Source organism: Domibacillus robiginosus (assembly GCF_000966195.1).
Lineage (GTDB): Bacteria > Bacillota > Bacilli > Bacillales > Domibacillaceae > Domibacillus > Domibacillus robiginosus.
The window spans coordinates 21,396-34,404 of the sequence record NZ_LAHL01000006.1; the positions used below are offsets into that span (position 1 = coordinate 21,396).

The 13,009-nt window shown below is 38.5% G+C and carries 11 protein-coding genes and 1 pseudogene; 7 read left to right on the forward strand and 5 right to left on the reverse strand.

Features of this window, described 5'->3' with window-relative positions:
* Nucleotides 1-239: 239 nt before the first annotated feature.
* The 3 genes from VP97_RS04430 to VP97_RS04440 form a co-directional block, all read right to left on the reverse strand.
* Nucleotides 240-539, reverse strand: coding sequence for an RNA polymerase alpha subunit C-terminal domain-containing protein (locus VP97_RS04430; protein ID WP_050180484.1), 300 nt, complete (start codon nt 537-539; stop codon nt 240-242).
* A 222-nt stretch (nt 540-761) separates the two neighbouring features.
* Nucleotides 762-1,238 (reverse strand): barstar family protein, encoded by a 477-nt coding sequence (locus VP97_RS04435; RefSeq protein ID WP_050180485.1) that lies wholly within the window; start codon nt 1,236-1,238, stop codon nt 762-764.
* 190 nt (nt 1,239-1,428) lie between these two features.
* Nucleotides 1,429-2,181, reverse strand: coding sequence for a thermonuclease family protein (locus VP97_RS04440; protein ID WP_050180486.1), 753 nt, complete (start codon nt 2,179-2,181; stop codon nt 1,429-1,431).
* 334 nt (nt 2,182-2,515) lie between these two features.
* Between VP97_RS04440 and VP97_RS04445 the strand changes: the two genes are divergently transcribed.
* Entirely contained in the window at nt 2,516-3,322 is an 807-nt protein-coding gene (locus VP97_RS04445; protein ID WP_050180487.1) for an alpha/beta hydrolase, read from the forward strand.
* Nucleotides 3,323-4,090: 768 nt separating this feature from the next.
* Here VP97_RS04445 and VP97_RS04455 read toward each other — a convergent pair.
* A pseudogene (locus VP97_RS04455) lies at nt 4,091-4,423 on the reverse strand (winged helix-turn-helix transcriptional regulator).
* A gap of 109 nt (nt 4,424-4,532) precedes the next feature.
* Here VP97_RS04455 and VP97_RS04460 point away from each other — a divergent pair.
* On the forward strand, nt 4,533-5,147 hold the full coding sequence (locus VP97_RS04460; RefSeq protein WP_050180489.1) for a nitroreductase family protein: 615 nt from the start codon (nt 4,533-4,535) through the stop codon (nt 5,145-5,147).
* A gap of 354 nt (nt 5,148-5,501) precedes the next feature.
* Here the strand turns inward: VP97_RS04460 and VP97_RS23685 are convergent, their stop codons facing one another.
* Nucleotides 5,502-5,858, reverse strand: coding sequence for an NUDIX domain-containing protein (locus VP97_RS23685; protein WP_156153409.1), 357 nt, complete (start codon nt 5,856-5,858; stop codon nt 5,502-5,504).
* 516 nt (nt 5,859-6,374) lie between these two features.
* On the opposite strand from VP97_RS23685, the gene VP97_RS23690 reads away from it, so the two are divergent.
* From VP97_RS23690 to VP97_RS04485, 5 genes are all read left to right on the forward strand, one after another.
* Nucleotides 6,375-6,608: a hypothetical protein gene (locus VP97_RS23690; RefSeq protein WP_156153410.1), complete on the forward strand. Its 234-nt coding sequence runs from the start codon at nt 6,375-6,377 to the stop codon at nt 6,606-6,608.
* A gap of 482 nt (nt 6,609-7,090) precedes the next feature.
* The gene (locus VP97_RS04470; protein WP_050180490.1) at nt 7,091-7,795 is read left to right on the forward strand and encodes a FadR/GntR family transcriptional regulator; all 705 of its coding nucleotides are present in this window, start codon (nt 7,091-7,093) and stop codon (nt 7,793-7,795) included.
* 146 nt (nt 7,796-7,941) lie between these two features.
* Nucleotides 7,942-9,147: a CaiB/BaiF CoA transferase family protein gene (locus VP97_RS04475; protein ID WP_050180491.1), complete on the forward strand. Its 1,206-nt coding sequence runs from the start codon at nt 7,942-7,944 to the stop codon at nt 9,145-9,147.
* Between the two features lies 1 nt (nt 9,148).
* Complete coding sequence (locus VP97_RS04480) at nt 9,149-10,102, forward strand: hydroxymethylglutaryl-CoA lyase (protein ID WP_082220226.1); 954 nt, start codon at nt 9,149-9,151, stop codon at nt 10,100-10,102.
* A gap of 68 nt (nt 10,103-10,170) precedes the next feature.
* Nucleotides 10,171-11,472 (forward strand): CitMHS family transporter, encoded by a 1,302-nt coding sequence (locus VP97_RS04485; RefSeq protein WP_050180492.1) that lies wholly within the window; start codon nt 10,171-10,173, stop codon nt 11,470-11,472.
* The last annotated feature ends 1,537 nt before the right edge of the window (nt 11,473-13,009 follow it).

Below are 13,009 nucleotides of genomic sequence, written 5' to 3' on the forward strand. Positions count from 1 at the left end.
CGCTCAACCATTGTCTAAGCCAAGTATAGTGCAGCCCACCTGTAGGGACGAACTGTTGATTAACAATTTGAGTTGTTTTGCTTTTAATATTTTAGAAGCTGTTAAACGGTAGTATTGATTTTTTATTAAAGGAAAAAGCCGGTTTTTAGTCCGGCTTTTCTGTTCCTTTTTGAAATAACGATACCCGTTACTTTAAGCATAAAATCCTGCTCCTGATGGCTTCCCTTTCTTTCCTATAATTATTTTGTTTGGTTTCTGAATGATAACCCTTCTTCCTCTAATGCAACCCTAAGTTTAGGTAAAGAAGATGGTCCCATTCCATGTAATTGCAAAATCTCTTTTTCAGTAAATTTAGATAGTTGTTCCAGAGTCGTAATTCCATTGTTTTCTAACGCTCTTTTTGCTGGTGCTCCAAGTCGTGAAAGAAAGCCACTGTTAGGTTTGCGTTCTTTCTCACAAGTCGGGCAGCTTGGACAATCGCTACTTTTAAAGAATTGGTGCCCCTTATCGCAAGTTCCTAAAGTTTTTGGAGTTGTCATTTGTACACGGCTCCTTATTACAAAAAATATTTTTAACTATACTTTACCAAATGGATTTCTATTCCTATACTATACTTCTTCATATCTGCTTAGTTAGTTAAACAAAAAAATCTGTATTATTCTTGAACGAGCCTTCTTTTAAGTAAGTTATTGAAAAGCCTTTTACTTAATAGTATCGGTCAACTATTGATTAAGTAAATTAAAACTTTCTTAAAAAGATAGTTACAGCCCTCTACTTTCATCCAGCCACTCGTCATCGTTCCATTCGGCAGATATTGCACCTAGATTGGGAAAATTCATAGCAGCGTCGTTTGATTGGACAAAGGATAACAATTTTACACCTTCAATTAAAAATTGCCAGGAGTTTATTTGAATAATATCTAATAAATGAAATGCTGTTTCTGAGTCTTGTTTGGCGAAAAACTCATAATTTTTGAATACTAAAACAAAATCTGTTTCTTCTTCAACCATGTCTGATAAGCAATCGTTAAAGGCATCTAAATTTTCTCCGTAATAGCCTGGAAAACCAAGAACAGTTGCCAAATCATGATGATAGTTTTTTGAGTTCCACTTGGAACAATCAAACGTATATATTTTAAATCCTTCATGTGATAAATTAGCTGTATACTTATCTAAAACTTTATTGCTCATAAAGAGCTTTACGGAGCCATTTAGCATAAGTTCCTTCCATAATGTCACTTCAGGCTCACCACCAAAATTAGATTTTGTTTAAATAAATTTTCCTTTAATCAACAGGGGTGGTCTACTGCTTACTGTAAAGATCAATAATACTTCTTTGCAACTTCACTTTATTGTCGGTCAAGTTATACGAAAAAGCCGTATCAGTTATCATGCTGATACAGCTTTTAATTTAGAAAATTGCTTTATTTTATCTTTCGCAAGCCCATCCGTCTTTGTCACGATCATGCTTTGCATCATAAGCAGGGTGTCCTTTTCTGACACCATCTGGGTACTTCTTACGCATCTCTGTGCAGTTTTTGAATATTTCTTTCTTTGCTGGTGCAGGAGCCGGTTTTGGTGCTGGCTTCGGTGCAGGCGCTGGTTTTGGCTTCGGAGCCGGTTTTGGAGCACAGCCGCCTTTGATTGCATTTGGATTTGACCAAATCCCTTTTTTAGCTGCTTTCGCTTTCGTTTCGCTGTCCTGTAATTTTTTAAGGTACTTTGTGTTAGGCTCAAAAACAGTGATTCTAGCCAATCCGTTTTGAATTAACAGTTCGTTGAACATGGTTTCATTTACATACACGTAAGCAAGAAGGCGGCCGTATTGGTCTCGAGTATCTTTATCAAGTTCAATACTAACAGTCTTTGTTTTATCAAGTAGGTATTTCTTTGTATAGGCAGTTGCTTCTGGACCATATAATTGAACGCATTTTTTTGGATCTTTTGTTTCTGGCGTATCAATCAAGATCATACGAACTGTTTCTGTTTTTCCTTTATACACAACCTTAACGGTATCACCGTCAACAACTTCTTTAACTGTCACTTTAGTAGCTGCTTTTGGCAGTGCAGCTTCAGCAGTTTGAGAAGATAGATCGTTAAATACCGGTGTAAATGATCCAGCGAGCAATGAAACAGACAGAAGGGACGCGGCAACTGGTTTAAATAATTTCTTTTTAAGCAAAATTTTTCTCCTCTTTCAGTAAATTAACTAAATCTATTTTCCTGTGAAAAAGGATTGGTTGCTATCTTTTTCGATCGACAAATACTGACAAGTAATTTATGTACAGGAAATGAAGGCTTGCTGAATAACTTAACGGTGCAGGCGCTCTAAAGCAAATTCATATTTAAATTAAAACCTCACTTATAATCCTTGTAGATACTTTTTCAGTATCTAAAGCAGGAAATTTACTCTATACACAGTAAAATAATTATGATAATTTAATTGATATCGATAATCATCATCAATAACGATTCGGTCTTACGGAGCTATCTTAACAAATTGGAGGCAATAGAAAATGACAAACAGTCAGGAAGTAATATTGCCAAGAGCCTTTCGGCATATCATTTCATTTAATAATCGTGAATATCACATTTTTGTGTCTTTACCTTCTCAACCTACTCCTCCCGAGGGCTATCCCGTTTTTTACATTCTTGATGCTAATTCTATTTTTGGTACATTTACGGAAGCGGTGCGTGCACAATCGATGATGCCGGACGTTGAACCATCAATTGTTGTAGGTATTGGATATGATACGGATTTGCCGTTTCACAAGAATCGCCACTATGATTTGACATTTTTCGTTTCAGCGGAAGAATTGCCGCCATTACCTGATGGGAAGTCATGGCCAGAGCAAGGAGGCGCTTCAAAATTTCTTGAATTTATAGAAACAAAATTAAAACCGTTTATAGAAAATAATTATTCAATAAACACTCGGAAGCAAACATTATTCGGTCATTCACTGGGTGGATTATTTGTACTAAATGCTTTTTTTACAAATCCAAATAGCTTCCAGAATTATATCGCAGGAAGCCCTTCAATTGCGTGGAACGAGAAACAAATAGTAGAAAAGGAAAAAATATTTTGTTCGAAAGTACATATGAATCAAGAGACACAGTTATTACTTACAATGGGAGAACTTGAACTTGGCTCTAATGGATTTGACCAGGGAAGAACTGAAAAACTTGCTGATAGATTACAGACGCTTGAGTTGGAAAAACTAAAAGTAAAATATGAAGTTTTCGCAAAGGAAAGTCATATATCAGTTCTTTCAGTATTAGTTGGAAGAGCAATTAGGTTCGTAATGAAATCAGAGGAGATATGAGGTTTTTATTCCATATTTATTTTCTTCGGAAAAATAAATAACGCATAAGTAATAATTCTGCTGAGGTATTATAAATTAAGCAAGATGAGCCACACTGCAAATAATAAGTGATAAATCAAACTGAAAAATCCCGTTTTATAGAAAAGAAGAGGATTTTCCATACCTAACCACCATCATTTGAATCTCCCAGAGAGCAAGACGCTTCTCGGCAAAGGAATACTCAAAGTTAAATAGTTGTGCAGCTTCATTAATGGCCAGCCGTTTATTAAAAGGTAGATCGAATTTTTCAGGCATAAAAGTCGGCATGCAGAAGTGGAGAGAGGGTGAATGTCTTACCTTGCCACTCTTGCAGCTGCACAAAAGGGAAGGACAGCACGATTTGATTGACCTGAGTGTTCTTAATAGATGACAAACCTCATGAGCAAACGTTCTGCTTTAGATATGTTTTATTAAGCCTGATCATCATAATATCACCGATCTCTGTGCACTTGCTTGTCTTATGACTATATTCCACCTCTATATAGAGCTTCTTGACAATTAACTCGAATTTTAGCTGCTTAGGAGAAATAATAGAAATTTTTGTATACAAATTCTCAATAAAGACTTCAAGGTGGGATTTCACATAGGTCATAAGGGACGCTTCTTTTCTAATTTGCATTTTTAGGAATATATGTTCTTTTGAGTATGTAACAAAACACATCAAAAAGAAAGGATAGAAGTAGAGAATTACCAGATGAGACTTCCTTTTAAAGAAATTTCTATCTGAAACTATTTATGTGCCCAGTGCTCTGTTTCATTAATCTTCGCTTTTAGCGCGCCCTTTTCCGTTAATGTATACTCAACTCGGACCGGCACTTCTGCATATACCTTTCGCAAGACCCTTCCTTCTTATTCCAGCTCTTTCAACCGTTCTGTCAGCAGCTTTCCACTGATCGAAAATCCGGCTTTAATTTCAGAAAAGCGCTGTGGTCGATCTAAAAACTGCTTAATCGCAAAGCCCATCCATCGTTTGCCTAAAAGCTGCATCGCTTTTTCTACTTTTGGACAAAGATTCATATTATCCTCACCTCTTTTATATCCTTCTAGTATACGCCATTTCATGCCAATATAATGTTTTTGCATTTTTCGAATCAAGTTACTTGACTAAATACAGGTACTTTTTTATACTTTGTTTATAAAAGTAACAAAAAACGAAATGGGGTACATAAATATGTCAAACGCTTCTACACAAGTAGATTTTTACACGGCTGTCCAAAATCGCCGCTCTTATTACGCAATTTCCAAGGAATCTGTCGCATCAGACGAACGAATTCAGGAGATTGTTGAATTTGCGGTTAAACATGTGCCATCTTCTTTTAATTCACAGACAGCCCGTGTTGTTGTTCTTTTAGGTGAACAGCACGATACATTATGGAACATTACAACAGAAACATTAAAAGGCATTGTGCCAGAAGAAAAATTTGCTCCCACACAAGAAAAAATGGATATGTTCCAGGCGGGCTATGGAACTATATTATTTTTTGAGGACCAATCGATTATCCGTGGCTTCCAGGATCAGTTTGCTGCTTATGCGGAAAACTTCCCGATCTGGTCTAACCAGTCATCCGGTATGCTTCAATTTGCGATTTGGACAGCGCTTGAAAGTGAGGGCTTCGGCGCTACACTTCAGCACTACAATCCATTAATTGATGAAAAAGTCGCAGCTGAATGGAACATTTCGGAAGACTGGAAGCTTATCGCCCAAATGCCATTTGGCAAACCAACAGCGCCTGCTGGCGACAAAGAGTTTGCGCCGCTTGATCAGCGTGTAAAAGTATATAAGTAATGTATCCTGTTTAAAATAAAAAAAGCGCGGACAATTCATTATTGAAAAGTGCGCGCTTCAGCTTGTAGGCAAAGTCTTCATTTTGAAGATAATGTCTACAAGCTTTTTTTGTACAATAAAAACACCAAAATCTAGTGGGGGAATTTGTATGTTATCAAAATGCCCTGAAGACCGGCGGAACCAAATAGAGGTTCGCGCTCGACCAGCTTGTGCCGGCTGACCATTTGCTCATGCAAACCAGTGCAGTTAGCTTGAATAGGGTTGCTAAAATAACTTGAAGGCTACCTAAAAAAGAAATGAACCGCAGAAGTCTATTCACCTAATAATTCCGTTGCTTTAGCAATGAATGGACTGTTAAACCAAAGACTGTATACCGTACAAACCATAAGTAGGGAGGGAAACCATATTTACCGGATTGGCTTTTAATCCGTGAGAAGGCTGCTCAAATGCGATACGTGCCAGCTCACGAGTTAACTCAGCCACGTTCATGGAATTTATCTCCTCTAAGCTATAAAAACCAGCACCGTCTACCTCTACGTTATCTGGTTGTGGATCTCCTTCGACATAATCCATTAAAAATACAAGATAAACATTATGTACATCGCGAGGCATATCTCCCACGGCTATAATTCCATTCACTTTTGAAGTAATCCCTGTTTCCTCAAGTACTTCACGAATAATCGTTTTTTCGATTGATTGATGTTGTTCAATGTATCCACCGGGGTTAGACCATAACCCTTAACCTGGATTTTGAGAGCGGCGAACTAGCAGGATCTTTCCATCCTTTATTATCAATGCGCCAACGCCAATACTATAATTGCCCCAAAAGACGTAGCTGCAACTAGGACAGGCTTTCCGATCTTCTCCTCTTATGTTGTGAATTTCTAATTGGTGTCCACAAGATAAAGCAGTAACGAACCTCCATGATTTTCCCCCTTTTAATAAAGACTTAAGACCTTCTTATATATAAAAATAATACACGCTATAGCTTGTTTATTTAATCCCTATTTTTATAACTTGCCAAATCTGCAGCTTTAATATGTTGCTGAAACAGCAACGAAAAGAGAGGTTCATTAAAAACTTTATTTCTAGACTTAGCTTACTTCAAAGATTGTCTAAGAGAAATACAAGCTTACAGACAAAAAGGGGAAATCGAATTGAGCTCGGGGAGAAAATTGCTCGGCGCGTATCAGAAAAGGTTATTCACAGAAAGGCTTTAGCGAACAAATGAAGATACCTTTTTCAGAGCACTCAGTTGCCAAGTGGGAGGCTGGCACTCGCCGCATACGGGATGATACGTATCCTCATATCACAAACAACCTGGATGGTACGCAGTTTTACTTTAAAACATGGGAGACATTGACCGGCCATGTAAGCATTCCTTTCTTAAATGGACCAATGATTATGTGGCAGGCAGCAGCTGGTCAAAAAAGAAGCCTGCGAAACAATAGAACATGTTGAACAGTATTGCTGGTTTAAGCCGCCAGAATTAAGAGAGGAAGAAGAGGTGGAGCAGGTAATCGACGAACTGCTCGAAGCTTCTGCCAGCATGATCAACCTGGTTGCTGTCTTTCGTGATGAAAGCAATTTATCGATGAAGCGGGCGTTCGGTTAATGGCGGGTGAGCTTGAAAGCACAATTTTACGCGGAATTTATTTTGAACGCCAAACACTTTACTAGCATGAAGCAGCTCGATCTAATATAGTTGCTTCATTTTTTGACGAATAGAATTTTTAAACAAGTAATGATTTAATATGAAACTGTCTTGAATCGATTTACAAGGAGTATTTTTTGTCAAATCCGTCTCCACACAGTAATGAAAATTGCAGAATCTGTATTTTCAGTGATTCAACATGTAAGCAATGATAATTCTTTCTCAAAAGTATGGTATAGTGATTTTAAATATGAATTGATTGCTGCTGCGGAATGAAAGGTGGCGTACTGTGGAAAATAACTTATTTACTAATATTAAATATGCAAGAGTATACGAACAAATTGTAGAGCAAATTAGAGAACTGATTCAAGAAGGAAAGATACTTCCCGGTGAGAAACTGCCTGGCGAGCGGGATCTTTCTGCTATGCTTGGATGCAGCAGAACTTCACTGCGAGAAGCTCTTCGGGTGCTAGAAGCTGAAGGAGTTGTGATTGCAAAACCAGGCGGTGGACGTTATGTACAAAATGTCGACCAGCGCCTTGTAATGGAATACAGCTTTGATCCTGTAGATCTCATGAAAACAACTTCCATTATTTATTTTTTAGAAGTCCGTGAAATGATTGAGCCTAGTATTGCCGCGCTGGCTTGTGAGCGAGCTACCGAAGAAGATATATTAAAAATGGAAAAAGCTTTGTTGAAAGTAGAAGCAGAACGAAAAGATATTGATGAAAAGCTGGTGCGGGACAGTATGTTTCATTTGGCACTGGCAGAAGCCACTCATAATTTCGTGCTTGTAACTACACTTGAAACAAATTTAAATATGCTTCAGCAGATACGGCTGAAAACATTGTTATCACCTGACAGGCTTGAACGTTCAACTGCAGAACACAGAGCCATTTTTGATGCAGTGAAAAGACGGAAACCAAAAGAAGCATCAGAAGCAATGGCTGCACATTTAAAACGATTACGGGAGAGCATTTTAAATAACCAGTAACCTATTTTCTTGACCCTATCTTTTAAAGATAGGGTTTTAATTTTGAAAAATATGTTGACGCTTTCAAAAAAGTAGTGCATAATTGCAATTAATCAAACCGGTCTGACCAGTAAACCATAAGACCAGTTTAAATGGAGGAAATAATTATGGCGCAAAAAAACTTTGGACCATTAACAGGATTAAAAATTATTGATGTCTCTAGTGTTATTGCTGCACCTTTTGCAGCCTGCCTGCTTGGAGATTTGGGAGCTGAAGTGATAAAAGTTGAACTCCCTGGCAAAGGAGATGCTACAAGAGGGCTTGGGCCTTGGAAAGGTGAAGAATCGTTAAGGTGGCCCGGACTTTCAAGAAATAAACGTTCTTTAACCCTTGATATTCGTACAGAAGAAGGAAGAGAAATTTTTAAAGAATTAGTCAGAACAGCAGATGCAATTATCGAAAATTTTCGTCCTGGTACATTGGAGAAATGGGGTCTAGGATATGAAGTCCTGAAAGAAGTAAACCCTAATATCGTTTTAACAAGACAATCTGGCTATGGTCAGACAGGTCCTTATGCAGGGAAAGCAGGCTTTGGAACCCCGTGCACTGCTTTTTCAGGTTACACGTACTTGCAGGGATTTTCAGACAGACCCCCTGTAAGCCCCGCTTTTTCATTGTTGGATTATGTTTCAGGAATTTTTGTGGCTTTTGGAACTGTAAGCGCTCTTTACCATAGAGATAAAAACAATGCAGAAGGACAAGTCGTTGAATTAGGGTTATACGAAGCGATGTTCCGAATGATGGAGTTCCTCATTGCCGAGCATGATCAATTGGGGAAAGTAAGAGAAAGAAGCCCGATGTTGGCAGGGCATTCGAGTCCGGCGGGTACGTATCAGACCAAAGATGGCAAATGGGTGGTTCTTGTCTGCAGTACAGAAAAAACATGGACTAGATTGGCAGAATCAATGGGAAGAGCCGATTTAATTGATGATCCACGATATAAAACAAATATGGAACGGATGCAAAATGATGAAGATTTGCAAAAGATTGTGAAAGAGTTTATCAGGAGTCTTAACAATGATGAGCTTCTTGAAAAAATGGATACTGACGGCGTGCCAGTTTCCCCAATTCTAAGTATTGAAGATATTTTCAATAATCCACAGTACAAAGCGCGGGAAAACATTTTGGAAGTGGAACATCCCCGTCTTGGAGCTGTAAAAGTGCCTGGTATCGTGCCAAAGTTTTCTGCTACTCCGGGCAAAATTAGACACCGCGCGCCTGATCTTGGCGAACATAATGAAGAAATTCTTAGAAATGAAATTGGGTTAACGGAAGAACAAATTGAACAATTATATGAAAAAGGAGTCATCTAACATGATAGAAAATACATTGATGCTTCCTAAAAAAGCGACAATTTGGGAAGTGTGCCCGCGAGATGGGTTTCAAATGGAACGTAAATGGATTCCAACGGAACAAAAGATTCGCCTAATTCATCGTTTTGTTGAGACAGGGATTAAGCATATTGAAGTTACTTCGTTCGTTCATCCAAAAGCCATTCCTCAGCTGAAGGATGCAGAAGAGGTTGTAAAAAGTGTTCAAGATTTAACAGATGTAAAATTTCGTGCCTTAATTCCGAATGTGAGGGGAGCAGAACGAGCCATTGGTGCGGGTGTGAAAAAGCTGAAATTGTTACTTTCTGCGACGGATTCTCACAGCCTGGCAAATTCTAATGCCACGGTAAAAGACGCGCAGGCAAAACTTCTCCCAATTGTTGATTTGGCCCATAAAAGCAATGTTGAAATCAGCGGATCAATCTCAGTTGCTTTCGGATGTCCTTTTGAAGGAAAAGTACCTGTGGAACGATTGCTTTCAATCCTTGAAGATTACCGCAAAATGGGGGTAACTGAGATTTCTTTAGCGGATACAAGCGGTACAGGTGATCCAAAACTCATTTACGATGTTTTAGGTGTAATGAAACAGGAGTTTCCAGAATTCGTATTTTCTATGCACCTTCATAATACAAGGGGGATGGCATTTGCGAATGCAGTAGCAGCACTCCAGCAGGGTGTTACCATTTTTGATAGTTCAGCAGCAGGTCTTGGCGGCTGCCCATACGCACCAAATGCAGCAGGTAATATTGCCTCTGAAGATCTCGTTCATGCCTTCCATGAAATGGGTATCGAGACAGGAATAGATTTGGATAAATTGCTTGAGGCAGCAAAAGAGGTAAAGGAAACAATTGGACATGACGGAGGAAGCTTTTTGTTGAAAGCTGGCCCAAATTCAGAGCTCCATTGTAAACCAGCAGGGCAGGTAAAACTGGGATAAGAAAAGGCTTAGAGAGCCTTTTCTTATCTACCTCATGAAAGCGCTATCCAAAAAGAGGGGGGAAGCAAATGCTAACATTTTTAGGTTTTTTAATGATCGTCGTTTTTATGTATTTAATTATGAGTAATAGAATGAACGCTCTGCATGCGCTTATATTAATTCCAGCCGTGTTTGCTCTTTTTGCAGGCTTCACAGATGTGGGCGACATGATTATAGGTGGAGCTGAAACGGTAGCTTCAACCGCCATTATGGTGACTTTCGCTATATTGTATTTTGGAACGTTAATTGATGCGGGAATGTTTGATCCATTAGTTAATAAGGTGGTTAAAATTTCAAAAGGTGACCCTCTAAAAATAACGGTTGGAACAGCTATTCTTTCTTTGCTGGTCGGTTTAGACGGCGATGGAACTATTACGTATCTAATTGTTGTCACAGCATTTTTACCCCTCTATGAACGTTTAGGCATGAATAAACTGATCCTCGCCTGTTTACCTGCAATGTCGATGGGAATTATGAATGTGCTTCCTTGGGGTGGACCGACTGCACGTATTATGTCTGTTTTTAATTATGAAGCAATGACAGTACTTGCCCCGCTGATTCCTTCCATTATCGCAGCGGCTCTTTATGTAGTAGGCTTAGGTGTTTTCTTTGGCTTAAGAGAAAGAAAACGGCTGGGTATTCAAAAAATATCTGTTGATCATGAAGTGGAAGATGAAATGGCAGCAACTGTGACCGAGTCAGCTGAATCATTAAAAAGACCTAAGCTATTTTGGTTTAATTTGTTTGTTACCATTTTATTAGTTGTAGGATTATTAACAGCTGTTCTTCCATTACCTGCTTTGTTCATGCTTGGATACGTTATCGTGACCATTGTCAATTACCCGAATTTAAGCGATCAAAAAGCAAGAATCGAAGCACATGCTGGGAATGTTTTGACAGTTGTTTCGCTTATATTTGCTGGAGGAGCATTCGCTGGAATATTAGAAGGCACTGGAATGGTAGATGCCATGGCAACCTCTATAGTCAAAGTGATTCCGGATTTCCTTGCTCCGCAGCTTCCATTAATTGTGGGTTTAACGAGCATGCCATTCACTTTCTTTATGGCAAATGACCCTTACTATTTTGGTATTGTTCCTATCCTGGCTGAAGCTGCTTCACAAGTTGGGATCGATAAGCTGGAAATTGCACAAGCGTCACTTCTTGGACAGCCTCTTCATTTGCTAAGTCCGCTTGTTGGCTCTGTTTATGTATTAATCGGACTTGTTGGTGTAAGTTTCCGTGATCATATTAAATTCTCTACTAAATATGCTGCTGGCAGTGCTCTTGTTATGATAGTAGTTGGTATTATTACAGGTGCATTGTCCATTTAATTGAAGGCTATTTTTTAGTATCCTGTTTGTCTCAAAAACGATCGTTTTTGAGCTGTTTTTTGAACAGCTTTTTTTAGGCAAAATCCTATTATTTTTGTGTATCACAACATTGCTCAAAATCTGTGTCTCATTAATTACCTGTTATATGCAAAAACTTATTCTGGCATTGCACACTTTTCTTGCTTTCGCTAGATCGAAGAGATTCTTTAAAAAGAAATCGCTTGTTGAACGCCAAGCCAGTTCCGTACTTACACAGGTACATTTGGATCTCCGGAAGCGGCACAAGAAGCAGCCAAAAAGCTTGGATTCAATGCGCGTAAAGGAGCAAACAACAACCGTGGTTATACAGGCGTGTTTACGTCTCTTGAATTCGCCGAAGAAGCGCGGGCACTTATTCAGTTTGAGCATGGGTACAATCCAAGGATTATATCGTATAGCGCATAATAAAAACCGCCTACTTTAATTGAGTGGGCGGTCTATTTTTACTGCCAATGCTTCGGTCAATTATTTATGATGCTTTGAGGATTGTTGTAAACAGGAGATCTCTTGCTCATTGTCCCTTTAGCCGGCTTAATATTAAATTTCATAAAGAAATAGCCTTCATCATACATAATTTGTGTTAATTTTCCTTTATTCATGTAAAACCAGTCTTGATAGCAACTGACAATGAAATTGACAGCAATTCCTCCTGTGATTCAATACTAAGCGCCTCATACTCCAGAACATAATGCACGCGCCCTTGTTTGGCCGAACGTTTAATGAAATCAGCTAACTCAATCGAAACACTGTTTAGCCAGGCATCTTTCATATAAATGATCGATCGACCTTTAGGTAACGGAAACAACCGTGAAAGTGCTTGGCTTTAGTGTGTGGAAAAGCGCAAGGGACAGCCGCATATATAGGCGTATTCACATCGCTTGAGTCGGCAGAAGTAGCGCAGGCGTTTATTAAAGTAGAACATGGCTACAATCCGAAAATCAAATCATATAAAGAGTGCATAATAAAAAGCCCTAGATCCGCTGCATATATGTTCAGGGCTTGTTACTTATATTCCACGTCATTAAAAATTTGTTAAGGTTAAAATTTTTTCTTATTCTGATGTAGCTTGGAAAGTTGATTTTGAAAAGGCTACTCTTTTTTAAGGGTAGGGTAAAGCAAAAGCATTTCTCCCTGGAAGTCTAGAAGTAACGAAATCCATCCTATTTTCAATCAAAATAATTATTAAAATACATAGAATCCAATTGAATCGTTCAATAAACAAACAGATCAAGAGAAGTACATAAAGCGCACAGAGCTCGCAGGCATGCTTAAAACGATTGCTTAAATGATAGTCTGCAAGAAAAGGGATTCGTCGTTTACACAAAATTATTGACAGTCCCCTATCACACCTTTAGTTACAATTACACATATACTATCTTGCTTATTTAATTTGATAACGAGGTGTGTCTATTGCTTATTATTAGAAAAGCAAATGAAAGGGAAGAAGCTCGACTGTTTCAAAAGATGGGAAAAACCACGGTGTAAACGATAAACTAGA

Coding starts and splice junctions, on each gene's coding strand:
- VP97_RS04430 (WP_050180484.1), bottom strand. CDS start 539: ATGACAACTCCAAAAACTTTAGGAACTTGCGATAAGGGGCACCAATTC.
- VP97_RS04445 (WP_050180487.1), top strand. CDS start 2,516: ATGACAAACAGTCAGGAAGTAATATTGCCAAGAGCCTTTCGGCATATC.
- VP97_RS04460 (WP_050180489.1), top strand. CDS start 4,533: ATGTCAAACGCTTCTACACAAGTAGATTTTTACACGGCTGTCCAAAAT.
- VP97_RS23690 (WP_156153410.1), top strand. CDS start 6,375: ATGAAGATACCTTTTTCAGAGCACTCAGTTGCCAAGTGGGAGGCTGGC.
- VP97_RS04475 (WP_050180491.1), top strand. CDS start 7,942: ATGGCGCAAAAAAACTTTGGACCATTAACAGGATTAAAAATTATTGAT.
- VP97_RS04480 (WP_082220226.1), top strand. CDS start 9,149: ATGATAGAAAATACATTGATGCTTCCTAAAAAAGCGACAATTTGGGAA.
- VP97_RS04485 (WP_050180492.1), top strand. CDS start 10,171: ATGCTAACATTTTTAGGTTTTTTAATGATCGTCGTTTTTATGTATTTA.